Annotated in this window: 20 protein-coding genes; 9 read left to right on the top strand and 11 right to left on the bottom strand. The window is 33.0% G+C overall.

Features of this window, described 5'->3' with window-relative positions:
* Positions 1–141 precede the first annotated feature (141 nt).
* Positions 142–2352, bottom strand: coding sequence for an NADP-dependent isocitrate dehydrogenase (locus LS81_RS06615; protein ID WP_034345594.1), 2211 nt, complete (start codon positions 2350–2352; stop codon positions 142–144).
* Positions 2353–2501: 149 nt separating this feature from the next.
* Between LS81_RS06615 and LS81_RS11280 the strand changes: the two genes are divergently transcribed.
* Positions 2502–2663, top strand: a complete 162-nt coding sequence (locus LS81_RS11280) for a hypothetical protein (RefSeq protein WP_158659403.1) — start codon at positions 2502–2504, stop codon at positions 2661–2663.
* Between the two features lie 459 nt (positions 2664–3122).
* Here LS81_RS11280 and LS81_RS06610 read toward each other — a convergent pair whose 3' ends face one another.
* The 5 genes from LS81_RS06610 to folE all read right to left on the bottom strand — a co-directional run bounded on the left by LS81_RS06610 (position 3123) and on the right by folE (position 9147).
* Entirely contained in the window at positions 3123–3989 is an 867-nt protein-coding gene (locus LS81_RS06610; protein ID WP_081955905.1) for a purine nucleoside phosphorylase YfiH/LACC1 family protein, read from the bottom strand.
* 4 nt (positions 3990–3993) lie between these two features.
* Positions 3994–4857 carry a DUF815 domain-containing protein gene (locus LS81_RS06605; RefSeq protein WP_034345596.1) on the bottom strand — a complete coding sequence of 288 codons (864 nt, stop codon included), beginning with the start codon at positions 4855–4857 and terminating at the stop codon, positions 3994–3996.
* Between the two features lie 560 nt (positions 4858–5417).
* Entirely contained in the window at positions 5418–7394 is a 1977-nt protein-coding gene (locus tag LS81_RS06600; RefSeq protein WP_034345598.1) for a menaquinone biosynthesis decarboxylase, read from the bottom strand.
* 16 nt (positions 7395–7410) lie between these two features.
* The gene (locus LS81_RS06595; protein WP_034345600.1) at positions 7411–8472 is read right to left on the bottom strand and encodes a GHMP family kinase ATP-binding protein; all 1062 of its coding nucleotides are present in this window, start codon (positions 8470–8472) and stop codon (positions 7411–7413) included.
* Positions 8473–8589: 117 nt separating this feature from the next.
* The gene (folE, locus tag LS81_RS06590; RefSeq protein ID WP_233715894.1) at positions 8590–9147 is read right to left on the bottom strand and encodes a GTP cyclohydrolase I FolE; all 558 of its coding nucleotides are present in this window, start codon (positions 9145–9147) and stop codon (positions 8590–8592) included.
* Between the two features lie 276 nt (positions 9148–9423).
* On the opposite strand from folE, the gene LS81_RS06585 reads away from it, so the two are divergent.
* From LS81_RS06585 to LS81_RS06575, 3 genes are all read left to right on the top strand, one after another.
* On the top strand, positions 9424–10797 hold the full coding sequence (locus LS81_RS06585) for an MBOAT family O-acyltransferase (protein ID WP_034345602.1): 1374 nt from the start codon (positions 9424–9426) through the stop codon (positions 10795–10797).
* Positions 10798–11889, top strand: a complete 1092-nt coding sequence (locus tag LS81_RS06580; protein ID WP_034345606.1) for an SGNH/GDSL hydrolase family protein — start codon at positions 10798–10800, stop codon at positions 11887–11889.
* A gap of 405 nt (positions 11890–12294) precedes the next feature.
* On the top strand, positions 12295–13281 hold the full coding sequence (locus LS81_RS06575) for a catalase family peroxidase (RefSeq protein WP_052096503.1): 987 nt from the start codon (positions 12295–12297) through the stop codon (positions 13279–13281).
* Positions 13282–13886: 605 nt separating this feature from the next.
* Here the strand turns inward: LS81_RS06575 and fliI are convergent.
* Entirely contained in the window at positions 13887–15254 is a 1368-nt protein-coding gene (gene fliI / locus LS81_RS06570) for a flagellar protein export ATPase FliI (RefSeq protein WP_052096504.1), read from the bottom strand.
* Between the two features lie 80 nt (positions 15255–15334).
* Between fliI and tig the strand changes: the two genes are divergently transcribed.
* Complete coding sequence (gene tig / locus LS81_RS06565; protein ID WP_034345609.1) at positions 15335–16630, top strand: trigger factor; 1296 nt, start codon at positions 15335–15337, stop codon at positions 16628–16630.
* Positions 16631–16845: 215 nt separating this feature from the next.
* On the opposite strand, the gene ffh is transcribed toward tig, so the two are convergent.
* A complete protein-coding gene (gene ffh / locus LS81_RS06560; RefSeq protein ID WP_034345612.1) occupies positions 16846–18177 on the bottom strand; it encodes a signal recognition particle protein in 1332 nt (443 codons plus the stop codon).
* 169 nt (positions 18178–18346) lie between these two features.
* On the opposite strand from ffh, the gene ubiE reads away from it, so the two are divergent.
* The 4 genes from ubiE to LS81_RS11980 all read left to right on the top strand — a co-directional run bounded on the left by ubiE (position 18347) and on the right by LS81_RS11980 (position 21294).
* On the top strand, positions 18347–19090 hold the full coding sequence (gene ubiE, locus LS81_RS06555; RefSeq protein ID WP_034345615.1) for a bifunctional demethylmenaquinone methyltransferase/2-methoxy-6-polyprenyl-1,4-benzoquinol methylase UbiE: 744 nt from the start codon (positions 18347–18349) through the stop codon (positions 19088–19090).
* Positions 19091–19109: 19 nt separating this feature from the next.
* The gene (gene recO / locus LS81_RS06550) at positions 19110–19727 is read left to right on the top strand and encodes a recombination protein RecO (RefSeq protein ID WP_034345617.1); all 618 of its coding nucleotides are present in this window, start codon (positions 19110–19112) and stop codon (positions 19725–19727) included.
* 965 nt (positions 19728–20692) lie between these two features.
* The gene (locus LS81_RS11985) at positions 20693–20980 is read left to right on the top strand and encodes a hypothetical protein (RefSeq protein ID WP_233715891.1); all 288 of its coding nucleotides are present in this window, start codon (positions 20693–20695) and stop codon (positions 20978–20980) included.
* 17 nt (positions 20981–20997) lie between these two features.
* Entirely contained in the window at positions 20998–21294 is a 297-nt protein-coding gene (locus tag LS81_RS11980) for a hypothetical protein (protein ID WP_233715890.1), read from the top strand.
* Positions 21295–21564: 270 nt separating this feature from the next.
* Here the strand turns inward: LS81_RS11980 and LS81_RS06540 are convergent, their stop codons facing one another.
* From LS81_RS06540 to LS81_RS06530, 3 genes are all read right to left on the bottom strand, one after another.
* Entirely contained in the window at positions 21565–22842 is a 1278-nt protein-coding gene (locus LS81_RS06540; RefSeq protein ID WP_034346672.1) for a glycosyltransferase family 9 protein, read from the bottom strand.
* Positions 22843–22856: 14 nt separating this feature from the next.
* Positions 22857–23366 carry a shikimate kinase gene (locus LS81_RS06535; protein ID WP_034346671.1) on the bottom strand — a complete coding sequence of 170 codons (510 nt, stop codon included), beginning with the start codon at positions 23364–23366 and terminating at the stop codon, positions 22857–22859.
* 197 nt (positions 23367–23563) lie between these two features.
* Positions 23564–24733, bottom strand: a complete 1170-nt coding sequence (locus LS81_RS06530) for a glutathionylspermidine synthase family protein (RefSeq protein ID WP_104696473.1) — start codon at positions 24731–24733, stop codon at positions 23564–23566.
* Positions 24734–24954 lie beyond the last annotated feature (221 nt).

Genomic DNA, 24954 nt, shown 5'->3' with positions numbered 1-24954 from the left:
CATATATTTTCCAAATAATCAATTCCCACCCTTATCTAATCTAAGATACTTCAACACTATAAAATCCCAATACTCCTCACATAGAAGAGATATCACATTTACACTCAACTCGATAAAATTGAGTAAAACTTAAGGATCACTTTATTTATCTGTATTTGCAATTCTCTCAATCAATTCATTAAAACTCTTGCTTGGTCGCATAATTGTCTCCGCCTTGCCATCATCAAATTTGTAATATCCGCCTAAATCTACCTTGACACCCTGAACAGAGTTAAACTCTGCTCTAATAGAATCTTGCTTAGATTCTAGCTCACTTGCAATTGGCTTAAAAAATTCCGCAATGTTAGAATCTGCATTTTGTTCACTTAATGCTTTAGCAAAGTACATTGCTAAATAAAAATGACTTGTGCGGTTGTCATCTTCGCCAACCTTGCGTGAAGGAGCTTTATTATTATCAAGCCATCGTGACGTAGCAATGTCTAGTGCATCTGCCAAAACCTTTGCTTTAGAGCTATTTTGCTTTTGCGCATAAAATTCCAAACTTGCTTGAAGAGCTAAAAATTCACCTAAGCTATCCCAACGTAAATGGTTTTCTTCTACCAGCTGCTCTACTTGCTTTGGCGCACTTCCACCAGCACCAGTTTCAAACATTGCTCCACCATTTAACATAGGTACAACAGATAGCATTTTTGCACTTGTCCCAAGCTCTAAGATTGGAAAAAGATCGGTAAGGTAATCACGTAAAACATTGCCCGTAATGGAGATGGCATTTTTACCAGCACGAATAAGGCGTAAAGATTCCAAACATGCTTCCTTTGGAGCTAAAATTGCTATATTTTTACCCTTTTCTTGCAAACGCTTCTTGACTAAATCAATCATGATCGCATTGCTCGCCCTTTTTTCATCAAGCCAAAAAATAGCTTTATCTCCAGTCAGATCTGCTCTTTCAATCCCCAAATCAATCCAGTTTTGCACAGCATCAAATTTAGCTTGATTTGCCCTATAAATGTCATTTTTATGTACCTTATGGGACAACAGAATCTTACCATTAGAATCTACAATTACAAATTCACCATCATTTGGCGCAACAAAAGTTTTGTCGTGAGAACCATATTCTTGTGCTTTTTTTGCCATTAAACCAACATTACTAACACTGCCTAAGTTTGCAGGATTTAGCACACCATTTACACGTAGATCCTCAATCACTGCCTCGTAAATAGTAGCATAAGTCTTATCAGGGATCACCGCATTAGCATCACATTCTCTACCATCTTTATCCCATAGCTTTGCACCATTTTTAAGCATAGCAGGCATCGAAGCATCTACTATAACATCACTTGGAACATGTAAGTTTGTAATACCTTTGTCTGAATTCACCATAGAGATTTTTGCACTTTTTTGCAAAATCTCATTATATTTAGCAAGAATTGCCTCTTTCTTGGAGCTAGATTCTATTTTGACAAGAAGCTCACTCACACCATTGTTCGCATTTACACCCAGAGCTTCTAGCTCATCTCCAAATTCTGCAAAAAGCTCTCTAAAATATGCTTTAACTGCGTATCCAAAAAGTATAGGATCGCTTACTTTCATCATTGTAGCTTTTAAGTGCAATGAAAATAAGATATCTTGTTTTTTACAAAATTCAATTTGAGCTGCATAAAAATCGCTTAGCTTTTGTGCGTCCATGAACGTCGCATCTAAAATCTCATTTGCCTCGAGTTGTAAACCATCTTTTAGCACCCTTTCGCCATTCGAATCTTTAAAAATAATTCTCGCGGTTGTGGGAGATTCTATTAAAACCGCCTTTTCATTATCAAAAAAATCTCCATCTTTCATATAGCTTACACAACTCTTGGAACTTTTTTCAAATGGTGCGACACGATAGGGGTTTTTCTGTGCATATGACTTTACCGCATTTGTGCTGCGACGATCAGAATTGCCTTGTCTAAGCACGGGATTGACTGCAGAACCCAATACTTTTTGATACTTTTCTTTTATTGCCTTTTCTTGCTCATTTTGAGCCTCATCTGGGAAGTCTGGTATATTATAACCCTTAGACTGCAACTCTTTAATAGCATTCTTTAGTTGCGGAATTGAAGCAGAAATGTTTGGAGTCTTAATGAGGTTTGCACTTTGTGTTTTGACAAGCTCACCCAATTTAGTTAAAGCATCTTCTACGCGTTGATTGGGACTTAAGCTTTCTGGGAATTGTGCTAAGATTCTAGCACTTAAAGAAATATCTGAAGTCTCTATCTTAATATCAGCATGATTTAAAAAAGCCTTTGCGATGGGTAAAAACGAGTAAGTCGCCAATGCTGGAGATTCGTCTGTAAGTGTGTAGGTAATCTTCATCATATATCCTTTTGTTATGAATTTAAAGTACTTTTAGTATAGCAAAAATCATCATTTTTGGAAGATATAGATAGGTTTTTTTTAAACTTTTACATCCATAAAGGCGGATAGGTAGCATACACAATTTAACTACAATCAATTTAATAAAAATGTCTAAGAATATAAATACAGCAGTAAAGACAAATACTTCATGCATATATAACATAGATTTTAAAATCACAGATGACACAAACAAAGATTCTAATGCTACAAATTCTAAAATCTATCTACGAAAAGAGGAAGTAGAGTTATACTTTCTTAAAAATGAATGAAAAAATCAATAAGTAAGATTCTTTGCCTAGCTTTATAAACCACATAAAGATATGGGGTAGGATTGGAAAAATAGCACTATAATAATTAATAGGGGGTTAAAGTTTGCTTAAACGAAATATATAAGAAATAAAAAATCATATCCCACATATTATGAATGGGAGATTATAGACTTACAACCAAATCTAATTCTTTTAGCCCTAGATTCTAATGAAAGAGAAATTTATGCTTGATAAATGCATATATTTATTTGTATTTTTAATTTTTGTTAATTTTGCAATGAGGTTTATTTATTTTGATTATAACTCTTGAGATATTTGACAAAGAGAAATTTATGTGTATATAAAGGGATATAAAATTACACTATATGCTCAATCTTTGTTTAGTAAAAATTCATGAGAAATAAGCATCTATAAAACATCCAGCTTTAGATCAAACTTGCATATGAGATACAATCATTTCTACACCTCATCACAAAGACTCGCAAAAAGTGCGAAACGCCCTGTTATTTTTTCTCTACGATAAGAAAAGTATGACTCATCACAGCAAGAACAACTTGGAGAAATTTCTACCTGCGATAACTCAATACCAAAAGATAATATCTCATCACATAAAAGTCCAATCATATCAAGTTTATATCGCTCATTTTCACATGCTATATATTTTTCCCCAAACTCTTGCATCAACTGAAATGCTAGGTTATTATCAATTTCATAACAACATTTACGTATTGACGTGCCAATGAAAATACAAATATCTTGCATTTTTACATTATAATCATGTATAAAAAGCATAAGTGCATGCGTGAGAATCTTAGAGCACACACCTTGCCTACCTGCATGCAACACCGCAAAAACATTTTGTGGCTTTGCATAAATTAGAATTGGATTACAATCTGCCACCATACTCATAAGCACAAAATCTGATTTATTACAAATTATACCATCACCATCACCCACAAGTATCTCGTTATATTGAGAATCATCTTGCATCAAAATGCTATGCTTTGTTGCTGTGGTGATATTACCTTTGAGGTTGTGTTGACTGGCTTCTAAAATGCCTTTGTTTTCTTGTATAGCAAAAATAGTATTAGAATGGATTTGATTAAGGTAGAGCAGTGTTTTGTTTTTATAATATTTCTGCATGATATATGAGCGATTTATCCTTGCAGATTCCAATTTATCATTGACATGATAGGCAAGATTGAGACTATTGTAGGGTGACTTACTTACGCCATGATAGCGATTTGTTAATACAAAATGCAGCTTAGTAGAGCAAAAAAGCTTACTATCTTTACTTGTAAAAAAATCTTTTTGTATATATTTCATTGCACTACTTAGTATTTCTTGTTTTTATGAGCTTAGAGATTCTATCATGATTGAGAGCATAATAGCTTTTTGCGGTGCGTGGATTTCTATTGCCAATCTTTGTGGCAAAGTTTAGAGAATCTTGCCTTATTTCTTGCATAACACATGACAATGTTTCTTGTGATACAGCTATATTTTCCTGTTTTATTAAGTTTTCCAATATCTCTAAATACTCTTTTTGTCCATTATCATAAAAGCCAATTTGCAATGGAAACCTATCGCTTAATGCAAGTGTCTCATGTATGGAATCTTGCGTATGCAGCATATTTAGATCTGCTTTCTCTGGCATCAAATGACGCAAGTTTGAAGTAGCATATATGAGTATATTATCTGCTTGTTGCTCCATAGAACCATCAAGTGTGCTTTTTAGTCCATAATATGTGGATGCATTCGCATTAAAAGTTAAATCATCGCAGAACACAATAAACCTGTAATGTCCAAGATCACACATGCAGTCAAACAAAAGTGGTAAAATCGCAATATCCTTACTTTCAATTTCAAGCACTCGGAGTGATGGATACTCTTTTGCGTATTCATAGCACACTGCTTTTACAATAGAACTTTTACCACAACCTCTTGCCCCCCATAAAAGTGCATTTGCAGCAGGTTTATTTTCACAAAAGTTTTTAGTATTGTTTTTTAATAGCTCATAATTATCTTTCACGCCTATTAGTTTTTGTGCGTCTATGTGTGGTAATTTCCTTATTGCATGGAAATAACAAAAACCATGTGAATGACGAAACACAGCAGCCTTATTATGTTTCCAATCCATACCACCTCTACTCAAATCATTACTAAACAGATTCATTAAATCAAAAAAACCAAGCATACCACTCCTTTAAGCTTTGCAAAAGCAGTCATGATAACATATTAGTACCGCATTGCAAATATAATATTGCTCTCTTTGTAAACATGTATTCTTCACGCTTTTATATTTAATATTATATATCAGCAGTACATCATATTAAATATAATCAAAGCATATTAACATACCTCTTATTGATTACATATAAATGTGTAGGAAAGATTATACAATACCTAGACTTTTGAAAAAATAAAACCACTTATTAAAATCTGTAATATTTTTTAGCATAATAAATGCTAGATTCAAATCCATCCATGTGAAATCTTTATCTATCTCTTTCTTAATGAAGTAATGCAAAAAATATCTATATTGCCCTGCTGTATTTCATACGGCAATCCCTAGTTTTAATTCTATCAGCATATTGAGTATACATGTCTTAAGACTACATCTTGCAATCATGCCTCTATAGTTGTTTAGAATGAATTTTATAGAATCTAATATTTTCTCTTATTGCATATAATTTCTGCAAATCTCAAAAAAAATACGTTATATCCTATCATGATACTAAAACACAAATGATCAAGCTATATAATCCCAAACTGCTTATAAAACTTCTCATCCACACCCTCTAGTAAGCCCTGCTCTTTTAGCCTATTCAAGGTGGATTTCGTGCAAAGTGTATCTTTAGGCCATTCCCTATCATAACCCTCCATTGTTCCTTTTGCTGTTGCATCTAGGAAAGCACACTCGTTAATAATTTTTAAATCCCTTGCTACATCAATAGAATTCACAATCCTCCATACAAGCATGTAATAATTTGTTAGAATATTGTCATCATCCACAAAAATAAAAAATGCGGCATATTGTCCTAAAGCTTCATAAAATTGAGTTGCATATTCCAATATAGGCTTATTCTTTTTATGCACACCGCAAAATACAAGCGGATTCTTATGCTTATAAATATGCAGGGTTTGTATCCCCTCTGTAATACTTTGCATCATTTGTAACAAATCGCTTTCGCTAATCTCTTTAAAATTGTGCTCTATTGTCTCACCACTCGCATCAATGCCAAGCTTTCCACTCATAGCAAAACTTACACACGCATGATCAAGTGCATCACAATTCCCCATAGTGTTATATAACTTTTTGGTATTAATTCTATCAAGAATATAATCACACAACAACTTATAATTATCATGCAAACTCGGTGCATCTTCACTCATAAAAATAGCATGTTTTACAAAACTCATCTGCCCCACACCAAAAAATGTATGCATCATTTGCAGACTTTGTGCAGGGTAATCTGTCTTTACCTTTGCCAAAATGAGATTATGGAACACGCCATTTTCTGGCATAGAATAATCAATAAGTCCATGTGCACTTGTCTGAAAAAGTGGTAGAAAAAGCCGCTCTGTCATATAACCCATGTATTTATCCTCTAGTGGCGGCTTACCTACAACTGTGGCAAGATAGATTGGATTATGCTTCATGGTTATAGCATGTACTTGCATGATAGGATAAGGCTCTATTGGCGTATAAAATCCAGTATGATCACCAAACTTTCCTTCTGGAGCAAACTTATTTGTATCTACAAAGCCTTCAATCACAATATCACAATCATATGGCACTGATAAATCATTACTAATACATTGTGCTAATAATGGATTTTTACCGCGTATAAGTCCATATAGCATAAGCTCAAAAACCTTTGGTGGCATTGGAGCTTGAGCACACCAGATATAAAGTGGATCACCACCTATAGCAATGCTTACAGGCATGAGCTTATTTGCCCTCTTATATTCGTGGAAAAAATGCGTTGCATCTTTATGAATCTGCCAATGCATAAGCAACTCATTATGTGAGTGAATCTGCAAACGATACATACCAACATTATGCGAAGTGCCATCAAGGCTTTTTGTATAAACCTGCCCCATTGTGATGAAGCGTCCTCCATCTTCCTCCCAAGTCTTTAAAACTGGCAATGTAAAAAGATTTATAGAATCTGCTGTATAGATTCTTTCTTGGCAAGGTGGTTGCCCCTTATATCGTTTTGGGAAAACATGTCTCATAGCCCACAATTCTTTTAATTTTGTAAATTTTGCACTTAAGGTTTTTGGCATAGAAAGATTGAGTAAATTTTTCATAACATTAGCTATAGAATCTAAAGATTTAAATTGTGTATTTGAGCTATATTGTGTTGCAATGAGTTGTAGTCGTTTATGCGAACCAAAGACATTCATTAATACAGGAATGCAAAAAGATTCTATATTGTCTTCAGTATTTGATTTTGCGTGTGTGATGCGAGTTAGGCTGCTCATTGTTTGTTGTGCTACTGGACTTTCTTTATTAGTATGAACTGCAGAATCAGCTTCTTCCAAATCCTCTTTTTGTGTTTCAATGGGCTTTTTTCTATGGATTGGATGTGTAAAAAGTAAAGCCTTAGAATCCTTTTTCTTCACTTCCAAATAAGCTAAATGCGGAATCTCCAACTCAATATCAAGTGGTGTATCAATAACCTTCAATTCGTTATGGGTTTCTAAAAAACGGATAAAATCTTGCATACTACTCCTTTGTATTTTATTTTATACTAAAAAAGCTTGAACCACTCCCACTAAAATACACATTGCCATAATTTTTACACAACATGTTTGCAATAGATTCTAACCCATAGAGATTACAAGCAGGTTTATATAAGTCATTTAACATAAACATATCATATGTCTTTAATAATACAAGAGAATCTTTTTTTAAATCTATGATTTCTTGTTTAGAATCTTTTATCGCAAGTTCTCTTTGTTTGGCAAACTCATTATAAACTGCTCCAGTATTGCATACAATAGGATTACAATGAATAATAAAATGGGGCAACTCCTCATAAAAAGGTTCTACAATTTCACCTGTCCCAAACACATTTGCACTAAGGAAATGAATGCATTCTTTTTGTTGTTTTTCCTTAAGTGATTCTGTAAAGCTAGCATTTAGAATCTTTTGAGTTTGAAAGGTTGTCAAGATCTTGCTTACCTCATCCTTACTAAAAGTTTGTGTTGTATAAAAATATGGGGCAATATGTGCACTATTTTGTGTATAAACCATAAGAAAAAATGCAACATCACTACCAAGTGTTTTTGCACAATCATATAAAGTTTTTTCATCACAACGCAAATCAAAAAGTTCATTTAATAATAAAAGAGTTAATGCTGCATTTACACTCCCGCCACCAAGCCCACCTCCAACTGGTATTTTTTTATCCACTATGATATGGATAGTACAAGGCTTTGCACTAAAATCTAAATGTTGCAACAACTGCACACATGCTTTAAAAATAAGATTATCTTCTATTTTGCAATCAAAATTACCATAGAGACAGCATTGCAAGTGCTCTTGCAATTGTGATTTGTGTGGTTGAGATTGTTCTTGAGAGACTATATCACCATGTGTTATAGATGTTTGTGGTAGCAGCTCCTCTTGCAAGGGAGTTTTTACAATCAATATAGAATCATATAAACTCTCTTTTACTAAACAAAAACGTGATTGCAATGTATGGAGATTTCCTATTTTTTCACCAATCTTCAGTGTAATATTTATCTTTGGAAATGCTTGAGCAAAGTAGGCTTTGCTTATTTCATCTGGTTTTTTCATGCTGCTCTCTGTAATATTTTATATGTATTATACATTATTTGCAAGATTCTAGAATCTGCCATGTGATAAAACATAGTCTTTTATGTGCTTTTTTGTGTAAGATATATCTATATAAGCCTATGTTTTAATAAGCTGCATAAATTCCATTCTTGTTCGCGAATCTTGCTGAAACAGCCCACGCACAGCAGACGTAAGAATCTTTGAGTTTTGTTTTGCATTATCACGCATTGCCATGCATAAATGCAAAGCTTCACATACTACCATAGCCCCTTTTGGTTTTAATGAATGCATGATTGTATCAGCGATTTGTGTTGTAAGCTTTTCTTGTATTTGCAAACGTCTTGCAAAGACTTCAACCAACTTTGATAGATTTGAGATTCCAACCACCTTCTTATCTGGTATGTAACCAATTGATATTTTCCCAAAAAATGGCAACAAGTGATGTTCACACATTGAATAAAATTCAATATCTCGTACAACCACCATCTCATTACATGCCCCATCACTAAATACGGAATCTAAAATCGTGTTTGGATCTATCGCATAACCACTATAAAGTGTTTCGTGTAGTTTTGCTACTCTTTCTGGTGTTTTTACTAACCCTTCCCTATTGCCATCTTCACCGATAAATTGAAAGAGATTTTGCATGTAGTTTTGTGTATTTTCTATGTGCATTTGCATATGGGTGTTTGATTTTTCTGATATGCTGTTTTTAGATGACATGTTACCTCATTTAATATTTACATTCCATTATAACACATATAGCTTTTAAACATAATATTTTATTCTATATTTACCAAAATATAAACACAGAAAGTAATTATATAATATTTTGAAATAAACGTAGAAACCTACTTTTTTTCTTGAAAAATTTGTTACAATTTGCGTTCTTATTCATCTATATTTTTGTATTTTCAGAGCAGTTAAAGTAGCATTAACAACGGGGATATTATGATTTTTTTTACTTTAGAGTTTGCAATTGTATTTTTATTGTTTTTTTGTCTTTACTGGGCGTTAAAACATATAGGTAAAATATATCAGAATGCCTTATTGCTGCTATTTAATTACGCGGTATTATTATGGATTAATCCATATTTTGCTCTTGTGGTAGCAATCTATACACTTGTTATATATCTTTTTAGTAGTCTTATTTATATGTATGAAACAAAAATTATGCTCACTTTGTCGCTTGGACTTGTTGTATTAAATCTTGCTTTTTTTAAATATTTTGCTTCAATCAAAGATGGCTTTGATACCATATTCATGCTTGTTGGACTTAATGTTATTGACATTAATATTTTATTTCCTTTGGGGCTTAGTTTTTACACTTTTGCATCAATCACTTACCTTGTATCTGTCGCAAAAACTAAAAGAGTAGTTAGTCTATTTTCCTTAGCGACATTTTTATCATTTTTTCCCACTTTTATTTCTGGTCCCATTATGCGTAGTGATTTTTTCTTTGCACAGCTCTACAAAGAAAGATATTTTGGTAAGATAGGTCTAATTTTTACACTAGTATTGTTTGGCTTATTTAAAAAAGTATTGTGTGCAAGTTACTTACAGACATATTCAGATTCTATACTACAAAATCCTGCAGATTGCAGCACATTAACACTTTTGCTTGGAATTTATGCCTATAGCATACGTCTGTATTGCGACTTTAGTGGCTATGTAGATCTAGTAAGTGCATTTGCTTTGATGCTTGGATTTACTCTCCCGCAAAATTTTAATATGCCTTATGCAGCAAGAAATATAAAAGATTTTTGGGGAAGATGGCATATGAGCTTATCATTATTTATAAGAGATTACATCTATATCCCATTAGGCGGAAATAAAAAAGGCTTTTGGTTGGCACAGCTGTTTGTTTTGATCTCCTTTGGTTTATCTGGTATATGGCATGGAAATACTTATAATTTTCTTATCTGGGGGCTTTTACATGGGTTAGGGACAATTTGCTTTAACTGCATACGCTCACTCAACCTATCCATACCTATCCCTTATATAAGCACTTTTATTACGTTTCATTTTGTTACTTTTGCTTGGGTATTTTTTTATTATACAAATTTTGAAGATGCACTCTTTTATTTGGAATCTTTTGTCATAAATAGTGCAAAGCCATTTTCAAATACTGAAGTCTTGTTGTTTTTTTTCTGTGCCATTTGCTTCATACTTTACCCGTTGTGTGAGAATATGGAAAGGCGATTTTCTATATTTTTTCACAAAATGCCTATTATTTTACAACCATTTGTGTTTGCATGTTGTTTTATCATTATTATTGGCTTTGCACCAAGCGGAATTCCAAACTTTATTTATGCAGGATTTTAGATGAGAATAGCACACTTTGTTTTTGTAAGCCTACTTACTATGCTATGTGTTTGCTATGTGTATCACAAGAGCATTATTGCATATATCGTGCAACAATATCATTATGCAAGTAACATGATTGCCTCAGAATCCCCATTCTTTTCATTTGGCAATATAATTGCAAGTGGGCTAGAAAAAATGCGAGTAGCTATTTTTGAAGCAGAATCTAACACAATAGAATTGGCTTTGCCGCAATATGACGAATCGCATATGACACATATACTAGAATTAAATGAAATCAAGTATGAAGACAAGGAGCTTTTAGAATCTAAAGATACTAGTATGTCTTTACAGGATTTTAAATCAGATTCCACAGATATTATAAGCACCATACCGCAAGAGCAATATATCACGCCAATAGAATCTACCTACAATTACATGCAAGATAATAATCAAATGCTTATATTGCCTCCAGGAACACGATTTTTGCTTATTGGTGATTCTCTTATGCAGGGTATTGGCATGGTTTTACCCCGTATGTTGCAAGAGCATGGATTCCGTACAAAAAATATCGCCAAACAAAGCACAGGGCTTACTTACCCATCATTTTTTGATTGGGAAAATGCAACACTACAAGCTTTTCAGCAATATAAGGATATTGGGGTTTTAGTCGTATGTCTTGGAGCAAATGATCCGTGGAATATGCCAAAAATGCGTTTTGGTTCTGAAAGTTGGGAGGCAACATATAAAAAACGAATACAAGCAATCATTAATGTAGCAAAATCTCATCACGCAGAGGTTGTATGGTATGCAGTCCCCATGACAAAAAATGAGGCTTTAAACAAAAAACTAATGTATCTAAACACACTGTATCAGCAGATTGTGAGTGAAAATGGTGGGATCTTTCTCACTGCAGATGCAATCTTACAAAATGGTAGATTTAGTGCCTATATAAAAGATGGTAAGGGAAAAAGCAGGTTGGTAAGAGCCCAAGATGGAATCCACTTCACACCCTATGGTTCAAGATTACTTGCAAAAACCCTAATCAAACACATAGTATTACCTAAACAAGATGTAGAATCTGAAATGGAAATCACGCCAAGTAAAACATGAAATTAACACAAATCTTAGTAAACAAAATCCATAAAAATAGTTTTTAATGTAGAGATTTGTCAATATTTGTTCCTTTAGGCAAACTGACAAAAATATGCACACTATAGGCTCTATAATGGAGCATATGGAGGCAAAACTCTACAATATCTATGAAACTTGCATCTATTTATATCAATTATTTAGTGTTTGCATAACTCTGTAAAAAATGAAATGTTTTATTACATTGCTTAGTATCTAAATCCTATCACACAGGGATAAAAAGGCTTAATTGGTAATACGCAGAAAAAATTCTAACAATTTAACATTGTATGTTATACTCCCTCCACCTTGGCAATCTTATGAATGTTACACTTATAAACAAATCATGAGATTCTAAGAATTTATCTTTAATATTAAGGGCTGTAAATGTTTCGTATAAAAAATACTACTAAGTTTATTATCTCAAGCATACTCGCTACAACAATATGTGTTTATGCAAATGAGACACAGGTAAAGCAATATGATGCAGAAGGCATTGCTGATGTGTTTTATGCACTCAATGGAGATTCTAAAGATCCACACAAAAAGATTAATCATGCAAAAGGCTTTTGTGCATATGGAGAATTTGTGCCAACAAAAAATATTACAAATACTCTTGATATACCATTGTTGAAAGAAAAAAGCATTAAGACGGAAGTGAGGTATTCACTTGGCGGTGGAAGCAGAGTTGCAAGCGATAAATCAAAACCAAGAGGCATGGCGTTAAAGATTCAAGGGGAAAAAGATGAATGGGAAATCGTTATGCTAAATACTGAAATTAATTTTGCAAAAAATCCTCAAGAGTTTGGTGATTTTTTTGCAATGAGAATACCAAAAGGAGGTAAGGTAGATTCTGATTATATTGCTAAAAAAACCAACGAAGTAGCATCATATAGAAATTTTGAAGAATATATGAAAAAGATAGGTATAACAGGTAGCGTGGCAAATACGATGTATCATAGCATTCACACATTCTACTTCAAAAATGCTAAAAATCAGATGATTCCTGCACGATTTAAATTTGTCCCAGTAAATGGGGTTTCATATCTCAATGAGGATCAACTGGCAAAACTAGGTGATAACTTTTTAGAATCTGATTTCAAAGCAAAAACAAGTAAGGCACCTATTGCTTATAAAATGATCCTAGTTCTTGCAAATCCTAAAGACAAGACCAATGATACAACCGCACTTTGGAGTGGCAAACATAAAGAAATTGAGGTTGGAACATTACTTGTAAAACAATACAATGGTGATGTATGTAATGGTGATGTATTTATGCCAAATATCTTACCTACTGGTGTAGAAGCTCCAAAAGATCCATTATTTGAAATACGCAATGATGTGTATTCAATTACTTTTGGTAGAAGACAATAAATAAGTAACTTACCCTTTATCACAAATGTTCTTAAAGGGTATCTCCCAAATTACTTATTTGTTTTTTAATATGTCTATATTTTTTGCTAAATAGTATTGCAAGGTTTCTATATCTATTTGATACTAAAAATCCTATCAAAAAATAAAAGCCTTTCAAAACGAGCAATATCTAACAATCTTGTATGTTAGGATTTAAGATGGAGACAACTTTTTAACTTCTATGTAGCAAACAAGGCTGTATTAGACGTGAAAGTATAGGATATGTTAAGATTATATCAAAATAAGGGCTATATATATCTAGGCTATTTTCCAAAATCAGCCTTATTGAATCAAAACAAATTTTTGTGAATTTAAGATTTCTTATCTTCTGTAATCTTGCTTTTTATGGAAAGTTTGCCTACATATTTTTACCATACTCCAAAAGCCATATTGAATAAATCTTGGTCTAATGTACTCGTTATTTAATATAAAAAACTTGTTAATCCAGAAAAATCATTTAAAAAATTTTATATAACCCTCTTTCATATGTTAAACATAAGCATATTTGTTGGTTTAGATGGACTATCAATGTATAGAGATACAAAATACAAAATCCAACCATTTTATTATATACCACTATTATTGGCTATTTCTATCATTTGTGCGACACTCTCCTCATATGCTGTTTGCACATTCTCATCTTGACCCAAAAACTCTTCCATTAAGGCTTTTTTGTCAATTGCCTCATCAAGCTCAATATCATTGCCTTTATGATAACTACCTATGCGGATTAATACTTCATTTTCTTTCAAAAGGGCTTGCATACGACGAAACTTCCTTGCAGCATTTTTGTGTTCCTGTGAAATAATGTCATGCATCACCCTTGATGATGAGTTTAAGATATTAATGGGTGGGTAGATTCCAAAATCTGTTAAATTTCTATCAAGCATAATATGCCCATCTAAAATACTTCGACTTTGATCAGCAATAGGATCATTCAAATCATCACCTTCCATAAGCACAGTAAAAAATGCGGTAATACTTCCTTTCCCTTCCTCTTTACCAGCGCGCTCCATTAATTGTGGTAAAAGTGTTAAAACTGAAGGTGGATAACCCTTGCTTGTTGGAGGTTCACCTAAAGCTAACCCTATCTCCCTTTGTGCCATCGCAAAACGCGTTACAGAATCCATAATAAATAACACATCATGCCCTCTATCTTTAAAAAACTCTGCAATTGCCATAGCTGAAAATGCTCCGTATTTTCGCATAAGTGGGGAATCATCACTTGTTGCTACCACAAGCACTGTATTTTCAAGATTCCCACCCAAATTTTTTTCAATAAACTCGGGCACTTCTCTCCCACGTTCCCCAATTAATGCAACCACTTTAATTTGTGCGACACTACCTTTTACAATCATGCCCATAAGCGTAGACTTACCGACACCAGATCCAGCAAAGATCCCCATCTTCTGTCCTTTACCGCAAGTAAGTAGGGAATCTATGCTTTTTACTCCTACACTAAAAACCTCATCTATAAGCCCTCTCTTTAATGCAGAGATTGGTGCATTAATAATAGGAGTGCAAGCACTTGCGTATATTCCTCCAAGGTTATCAAGTGGAACCCCTAATGGATTTATTACCCGTCCTAAGAGCTCATCTCCGACAGGAATGTTTAAGCCCTCTTTTGCAATCATGACTCTATCGCCACTTTTAAACCCTTCTGTAAAGCTAAAAGGACTAATACTAAATACCTCCTTATGTGTAGCAATCACAATGCCCTCTGTTCGTGTATCATTGCCACGAATAAGCCATACCACATCACCCACACTCGGCGACAAGCCCACTGCTTTTATAATATTTGTTTCCACAGATATAATCTCACCGAAGTTTGGTGAAAGGTTGGTTGTAAGGCTTAATTTTTGTTTTAGATTCTCAATAGAAGCAATTTTAATAGTATGTTGTTGTTTTGCATTATCGTCATGTGTTTTAGACATTTTTGCTCCTTAAAAGATTTACAAACAATAAAAATTTGGTTACAATACGAAATTATACTTAAAAACCCTTAAGGATAGTTATGAATACAGAAAGAATTAATGAGGCAAATGCAAAAGCAAGTGGGAGAATTGCTACTGAAACAATTAACAAGCATATTGATTTGCTTGCAAATAAATATGCAAAGACTATGAAACTTGATGGCTTTAGAAAAGGTAAAGTGCCAGTCAGTATTGTGAAAACACGTTATAAAGATAGTTTACTTGAAGAATCTCGTCAGCAAAGCATTAACGAATTTTTTTCAAATGCTATTAAGGCGTTAAATATCACTGAGAAAGATGTGATAGGGCAGCCTCTTATTACAAAATTTGAAGAACATGAAGATGGGATTGAAGTTGAACTTAAAATAGGCATTACACCTGATTTTAGCGTTAATAATGCGATTAATTGTATGCCAAAATTTGAACTTGAAAAAATCACAGATGAACAAGTGGAGGAGCGTTTAAAACAACTTGCAAAAAATCGTGCTCCAATAGTGCCATCAGAAGCTAAAGAATTAAAAAGTGGTCATATAGCACATATTGATTTTGAAGGGTTTTTGGATGGTAAAGCATTTGATGGCGGTAAAGCAGAAAAGTTTGATTTAACAATTGGTTCCAATCAATTCATTCCTGGGTTTGAAGATGCACTTATTGGTATGGAGATAGGCGAAGAAAAAATGATTGATGTAACCTTTCCAGAAAACTATCAAGCTCCAAACCTTGCGGGTAAAGCTGTGCAATTTAAGGTAAAATTACATGCTATTAAGCAAAAAGATGAGGTAGCTGTTGATGATGCATTCGCAAAAGCTATTTTAGGCGATAAAGAGGAAAATACTCTAACAACTCTCAAGGATCAAATTAGAAAAGATCTAGAGATGGAATCTAAAATGAAACTCTACAATGAAAAATTAAAAGAAGAGGCTTTGGAAAATATCGCCAAAGCATTCACATTTGATTTGCCAGAAAATATTTTAGAGCAAGAAATGAATGTGTTGCTTAATAACGAAATATCTGCAATGAAGCAAGAAGAGGTTGAAGCATTAAAAGACAATCAAGATAAGGTTAAAGAGCTAAGAGAAGCACAAAGACCAAAAGCTGAAACTAGCGTAAGAGTTACTTTTGTTGTGGATAAGCTTGCAAAACAAGAAAAAATCAATGTAGATGATAATGAAGTATTCCAAACTCTTTATTATGAATCAATGATGAGCGGACAAAATCCTCAAGAAGTGATTGAACATTATCGCAAAAATAATCTTTTACCAGCAGTTAAAATGGCAATCATTGAAGATAGAGTTATAACACATCTACTCGATAAACACAACGGAATAAATAAATAACTAATCCATAAATACCCCAATAAAAAATGGGGTGGGGATTAAAGGTTCAACATTAGCACGATAGGGTTGAGACAACCAATTTTATCTCACTTCTCTAAGATATTTAAAGTCTAAAATTTTTCATTACTTTTCACATCACTCGAAAAACACAGAAGAAATCATAAATAAATCTCCTACCTCCTATGCTCTACAATCAAAGATTCTGTATCAAAAATTTAACGTGGTATTTGGTTTTGAGAAAGCATACCCAAAAGGCTTTGTATACCACCCTTTTGACTAAGTTTTTTTGCAAACTTACTTGCTTGATCAAACTGCTTTAATGCACGATTAATATCACTCACTTGTAGTCCACTACCAAGTGCTATACGCTTTCTTCTTGATCCGTTTAAAAGACTAGGATTTTCTCTCTCTTTTGGCGTCATAGAGTTTACCATGGCACGAATAATTTTAATTTCTTCAGAATTATCTAGATCTACATCTTTGAGAGATTTTGCCATATTTCCCATACCTGGAATCATTGACATAAGAGAGCTTACTGAACCCATTTTTTTAACATTTTCAATCTGATTTAAAAAATCTGTGAAAGTAAAAGTACCTTTTTTAATCTTTTTGTGAATGTCTTTTGCTTCTTTTGGATTAATAACACTAGCAGTTTTTTCTGCAAGGCTCGTTAAATCTCCAGCACCCATAAGTCTTGATACAATCCTATCAGGCATGAATAGATCAAGATCGGCAATTTTTTCTCCCATACCCATAAAACGCAATGGAATACCGATTTGATATGCTATAGAGAGTGCTATCCCGCCCTTTGAATCGCTATCAAACTTACTTAAAATCACACCGGTAATACCAATCTTATCATGAAAGGCTTGTGCAGTCCGCACACCATCTTGCCCACTTAGAGCATCTGCAACATAGAAAACATCATGTGGATTTATAGCGTTTTTAATCTCATTTAATTCATTCATCAAAGCTTCGTCAATAGCCAATCGCCCAGCGGTATCATAAATCACAACATCAAATTGTGCTTCTTGCGCATATTTCATTGCCTCTTTTGCCACAGCAACAGGGTTATTAGAATCTGATTGGAATACTTCAATTTCAATTTGTTCTCCTAATGCTTTTAATTGCGTAACCGCTGCCAATCTCTGCAAATCACAAGGCACAAGCAAAACTTTTTTATTGCGTGCTTTTAAATAATTTGCAAGTTTAGCACAAGTTGTTGTTTTACCACTACCTTGCAAACCGCTCATGAGAATATTTGTTGGTGGTTTTTGCGCATAAGTAAAACCATAAATACCACTTACTTCTAGAATCTCCAAAAGAGACTGGCTTAGTGCATTTAAAAAACTATCCCTACCAATACCATTTGCCTTTGTTTTATCTTTTGTTTTTTGCAATATCTCTTTGGTTGTTTTATGATATACATCATTTTTTAATAATGCCTTTTTCAATTCATCAAGAGCTTTATCAAGTGCCTTCTCATCATCACTAAATCTAATTTTATTAATTGCACCACGAAAGCCATTACTCAATGTTTCAAACATAAATATCCTTCTTTAAAGCATAAAACTACATTAAAAATAGTCCAAAATTATAACAGAATTTTATCTAAAATCCATTATAGCTACCCAATAAATACAACTCAATATCCCTAAACTTTGCATAAAAACATGCTAGAATTATAAAAAGATTCTAAGTAAGGGCAATACAATTATGGAGAATAAACAAGGATTAAATGCAAAACAAAGTTTAAAACAAGACGAAATAATACATATGTTTGATGACATTGCAAAAACCTATGATACGACAAACCGTGTTATAAGTATGGGGATTGATATAAATTGGCGTAAAGAAGCTTGTAAAGAAGCATTTCGCATCCTTAATCGGCAAAAGTTAGATATTGCAGATATAGCCTGTGGTACAGGCGATATGATGCTGCATTGGGAACAAGTAGGCAAAAACTTGCATGTTGAGATTCAAAGCATAGAAGGTATCGATCCATCAAATGGTATGCTCGAACAAGCAAGACAAAAAATCCCACATGGAGTTTTCAAAGTAGCACAAGCAAACAACTTGCCCTTAGAATCTTGCAGTAAAGATATCATATCTATTGCCTATGGGTTGCGTAATGTGGTGGAGAGGGAGGCAGCACTGAAGGAATTTTATAGAGTATTACGTCCAAATGGTGTACTCGTTATTTTGGAATTTACTACGCCAAATACACGTAGTTTGTTCTCAAGGCTTATGCAATTTTACACAAAAAATATTCTACCGATTGTAGGTGGGCTTATTTCTCGTAATTTTAAAGCATATCGTTATTTACCTAGCTCTATTGATAGCTTTATTACGCGTGAAGGGTTAGAAGCCGAGCTTTTAGCATGTGGTATGTCCACACTTGTTGCTAAAAGCTATAGTGCAAATGTTTCTTCACTCCTAATTGCACAAAAAAAGCTCTAAGAGTAGAAAGCGATGGATAATGCAGGGCTTTATCCTTAAAATCACAAAAAGCATTAGAGAGGATGTAATCGTAAAAGTTTTAACACAAGGGCATTACCACACACTTTATAGATTCTATGGAGCAAGACATAATATTCTTTATACAGGGCGAAAGATTGATTTTGAGATTGAATATCAAGGAGTGCATATACCAAAGTTACGCAACCTCACACATCTACCAAAATCTTATGAGATGGAATTAGATAAAGTGTATGTTTGGCAACAATTCTGTGCCCTGCTTGATAGACATTTGCATGAAGCTAAACAAATAGAGTCGTTTTATTTTGATTTATTGGACCGTAGTGTTACCTTATTGCATAGGCAAAATGCAAAACGACTTATTTGTAGCATGTATGCAAATATACTTGAGTTTGAAGGTAGACTTTATCGAGAGAATGTCTGTTTTGCATGTGGGGCCTTATTGCATGATTTTGTGGCACTTACGCGTGGATTTCTCTTTGCATGTCCCAGTTGTGTTACAAGTCCTGTTATTATGTCAAAAGAGCTTATGCTTGATTTTTATGAGACAAAAAGCCTTATTAATATTAATGATATGGGTTGTGGTAGAATTTATAGTGTCATATTACAAGGTTTATGAAAACCTAATTTGCTTGATCCATATATAACTTCAAACGTAAACCTTGTAGCTTAAGTATTATGTAAATGCTTTACTTATTTTAATTTTTTAAATATTTATATTTAGTTATATAAATATTTAAAAAGAGTAGCATGTAAGAAGTAATACTTTTATGTTTTAATTTTTATATTACTTTAATATAGCAGTACTCAATATTGCTCAATCAAAGTTTAAATGTTTAATCTAATTAAGAAAGCTAAACCTAGTTTTGATTATAATAAGGCAACCACAGAAGTATTTCTAGATTCACTTATACATACATGTAAATATACTTAAGCTTTATGTGTCTAAATCTTTTTATTTTTTAATCCTTAAACACTCTTTTTAATCCTAACAAACAATAAAAATATAAAGATTAAAAGTAATTAAAGTATTTTATATATTCAGTTTTTTAATGCTAAGATAGATTTTTTAGCATAGATTTGTGATGGCAGCAGTAAATAAAAAATATAGCTAAAAAAATAATTAAAAGTAGACAAAGACAAAGTAAAGAGACTGCGATAAATTCACACCTCAATAATTAGCATAGTTATGAGATAGCATGATGAGAATCTTTGATTATTATTTATGTGATAAGTAAGGAGGTTTTGCATATTGCTTTATATCATAACATATCATTATTACACATTTAACACTGACAAAACTACCTAGATAACGCACTTTAAAGCACGTTAGAAAAATATCAAAAATACTTTTGTGTATAGTTGGTGAGCAGCGTTTATAAAGTGGCAAAAGAATCTTGAAATGCATTGGCGAGATTTAACATTTGTAAGTATGGCTTAATATAGCGTGTATTAAATGCATATTGCAATTGCAATAGCTATGCAAAAATCATTATTTCAAAAACCGCATGACTATTGAAATCTATGCTACTATTTTATCTTTTAGAGTTGCATCTTAAAATCTTTATTAGAGAAGAAGCAATCATGAAGCTATTAAGAATTATTGTGTTTAGTTTTATAATGTGTGGGAACTCAAAAGCTGATAGTGGCCATGAATTCCTCCTATATCTAATGAATGTATGGCAAATGGCCTCATTGCATTATGGTTTTACCCTAGATCTCAACAGTGCAGATTCAAGCAAGATAAACAAAGATATGTTTAGCGGTATTATCGGAGTGAGTGCGGGGTGGAATGTATTTGCTGACAAAATTTTTACCCAGATCCTGGTATACCCATTCCATTTACCCTTCAAGAGTTGTATTTTGGTGTAAGGGTGAAATATCTCTATATGGATACTTATGCCCCTACGCACTCTGTAGGTGGAGTACTTTATATTCACTGTAAAGATAATTACTTTGGGGTGATAGGTGTGTATCATTTCATATTGGGTGCTGGGGCAAACTTTAGTAAGATAGGCAATCTAAGTTCTAATGGCTATTATGTTGAAATTGGCTTGGGTGTATTCAAATTAGTTCCATTTTTAATCAATACAGATATTACCTATCGTGCAAATATATATAGCAAACATAATGAGTTGGAGCTAGGAACAATTCATAGCTTAAATTTTGTTTGGACTTTTTTCTAACATCCTTAAGAGGTTATGGAATCTATAAGTCATTAAATGCTTTTCTTAATCATACATGTTTTTTTTGTAAAAACTAAAGAGTATATTAGCTGTGTTGTTTAGCTTACTTATAAAAGTATTGCAATAATATTTGATTTTTAATAGGGGCTATATTTTATAATAATATTGTTAGACATAATACTGCATAATGCAACATATTTAACTTACACTTCAGTATATCATTTTAAGCTGTTAAGCTATATTGGTTTATGTAAATCAGTTGCTAGCGTATTAACCCTTCTCGTCAATAAGACTAGTTGGTTTTGTGTGGGTAAGATTTGAATCTATAATATTCAATCTTGTGTCTTGGGGTGTTGGCATGGAGGTAGAATCTTGCGTGATAAATGTTTGAGATTCTGTATTTGCAATAACTTCTGCTGATTTTGTGTTATCTTGTGTTGTCTTGCTTTGTATTTGTTCATTTGGAAGATTTTGCACTAAAATCCGTTCATCTAGGGAAAATTTTGTTTGTAAAATAGCCAACACAAGGTCTGGGGTAATGCTATCTGTATTTAGTCCGTAATCACTGATCTCATAGGAATCTTTTGGGTTAAAGATTCCAAAAGGTGTGCAAATAATATGTTTTGTATTTTGACTAATTGGCGCATAGCGGTAAGGATTTATTGTATTTTTATAAGGAAATATTGAAAAAGTGCTGACTTCAAGAGCAGCGGCAGCATGTAAAAGCGTGTTATTGTTGGCAATAAAGAGGCTACTAAGATGTATTAAAGCTAATATTTGTGTGATTTTATTAGATTGTGCTGTGTTATCTTGTAGTAAAAGATTTTTTGGTGAAAGATTTGGAAATTGCTGAAGCATAGTTTGATAGCTTTGCATTTCATCTACAGGTGCTAATAGCAAGACATTATGAAACTTTGCAAGTGTATTTGCAATTGTAAAAAAATGCCTTGATTTCCACCCTATCTCTTGCAATCCATGACTTGGGCAAATTGCAATATAATCGATATTTCCCTGTGAATTTGCATCAAATTTCTGCCTAATAATCTCTTGAGCAATATTTATATCGCTAAGTTTTAGGTAAAGTTTTGGATATAGAAATTTTTTGCATTGCAAAAATCGCATTAGATCAAAGTTATATTCAGCCTCATGCTTGTTATTTAAGGTGCGTTGCTGTTTAATTTTATAGTTAAAAAGAAGTGAATAAAAACGTGAGAATATACCAATTCGTGTTTTTATACCAGCACGAAATAAGGCTATTGTACTTTTTTTGTCAGCAACCAATGAGAGTGAGATATTAATATTTGCATTTGCTAGAGATTTTACTATATTAAGGTCTGTATCAATGCAAAAAATTTTATGTATATATGGATTATTTTGAAAAAAGTCTTGCATACTTGAGTGCAAAAGAAAGCTGATTTTAGCGTGTGGAAACTGCTCTGCAAGAGCATTAATGCAATGCAAAGAGAGTACGAGGCTTACACCATTTTTGTAATCATTGCAATGCACAAGCAGAAAATGATATGGAGTATTTGTATTTAAGGTAAGCATACAACACGCCTTTTTTAAGAGTGAACGTTAGGTATTAGTGATATAATTGTATCCACTATTACCTGCGTATCTCCTCTGGAATCTATAATATAATCACATGAATTTTCATAAATTTTTACTCGTTCATTATAGAGAGAAAAAGCTTGAGAAATATCATTAAATAATGGGCGTGTGTTTTCTTGTGTAGTTTCATTTTCTTGTAAAATACGTTGCATTATGGTGTTAAAATCACTTTGTAAATAGAAACATATGCCAAGCTTTTTTACACTATTAAATATTGGCATACCACCACCTGTTGCAATAATATATCCTTTTTGTGTAGAAAAAGATTCTATAAAAAGAGCTTCTAAATGGCGGAAATATGCTTCACCTTTGTATGCAAAAATATCCTTAATACTACTTTTTTCCTGTTCTGCAATATATGTATCACTATCTATAAAAGGTATGTTTAGAGACATGGAGAGTAATTTTGCAGTTGTGCTTTTACCACTACCCATAAAGCCAATTAAAACGATATTATCCATTTTCTCTCTTTGTTTTTAAAAGTATGTAAATTTGAATTTCATGGATATTATAACAGATATTTAAGATTATATGCAGACTAAATAAAACTCAGATTAGCAATGCCTAATATATAAGCATTGCGTTTATAATGTATAATTAAGAGGTTTTAGAGTTTCAAGACATATGAGTAACGCCGCTGTCGTATATACGATCAGATTTAACCAATTACATGACTCACAAATTTTGAGTAATTGTCAATAATTTCGCTTCCTTTTCTAAAGCCTAATCCACACGCCTCATACGCAAAAAACACATTTGCTTGATAAAACGATCCATTATGTGTATTGAGTGGGCAAAACTCCTGATAGACTGCTTTATGATTTGCGTATTCCCCATCTTTTGTTGCAATAGGATTACCATTTGCATCTAGAATACTAATATTTGCACCCTCTCTGCCAAATGCATGTTTTTTAACCTGCTTTTTATTAAGCGGATTATAGCTTGTTTCAAGAAGTAAGGGATGATTTGGATATAAATCCCATAAAATTTTTAAAATGCGTTTGCTTTGAAAAAGGATAGTATAGGCTGGATTTAAAAAAATCGCCTTTTGATTTGCCATGATATCATTTATGATTAAAGCTAATTCTGGTTCATCAATACTAATATTTTCCCATGGAATAAACTTGAACCAAAATTCAAAATTTCTGTCATTAAAGAATATTCCATCAGTAGGACTTAAATGCACTTCATCAACATAGCAAAAATCTGTTTGCAATCCTGCATCGTGTGCCATATCTTGCAAAAACTTAATCGTTCTTTCTTCTTCCTCGCTACCACGAATACTTGAAAACAAGATTTTCCAACCCTCATATATCTCATGGAAATTACTGATATCTTCACTTAATGTAATAAGCCGTTGAAAGTTTTGTGAAATTGCAGTATAAATATTATTAAATTGTGCATCACCATCATAGCCATTTGCCTTTAAAAGAGCATATTGCACAGCTGCACTTTCGTATAGCATTGTAGGTGTATCAGCATTGAATTCTAAAAGCTTAATTGGATTGCCATCAAGCCCACCAGCCAAATCAAAACGACCATAAATATGCCAATGCACATCCTCTTCAAAACTTTGCACAATTGTATCAATGAGTGAATTTGGTATATCAAGCTCATAGAAAAGATTATTCTCAATAACATAGCTAGCAGCCTCTACATACATATCATAAAGTTCATTACAAGCATCATAATAAGCATCAGCTTCTGCTTCACTCACATGTATAAGTTCATTACTGATATATTCCGTATTATCAGGGTCTGTATGCCAAAGTAGCCCCATCTGTTCAAATTCTTGCTTATTAAAGGGCTTTAGTGTTGTGATACGCATGTTCCATCCTTTGTTAAGTTAGATATTTGCCATTATAACGAAGTTGCATAAATATAGCATGTGAAATTGAGTTGACTTACGATACTACTAAAGGATGGCAATGCGACAACCTTTTATGTAAATTTTTTACTTTTTACATCCTCTAGAATCTTTTTTGCTACTTCATCAAGCGAATTGCCAATTGCTTGCGAATGATTAGCAATAGTTACATTTTGTTGCGT

This window comes from Helicobacter trogontum, from assembly GCF_000765905.2.
Lineage (GTDB): Bacteria > Campylobacterota > Campylobacteria > Campylobacterales > Helicobacteraceae > Helicobacter_A > Helicobacter_A trogontum.
The sequence above is the reverse complement of the archived record's forward strand: the minus strand, read 5'-3'. Positions and strand labels throughout refer to the sequence as shown.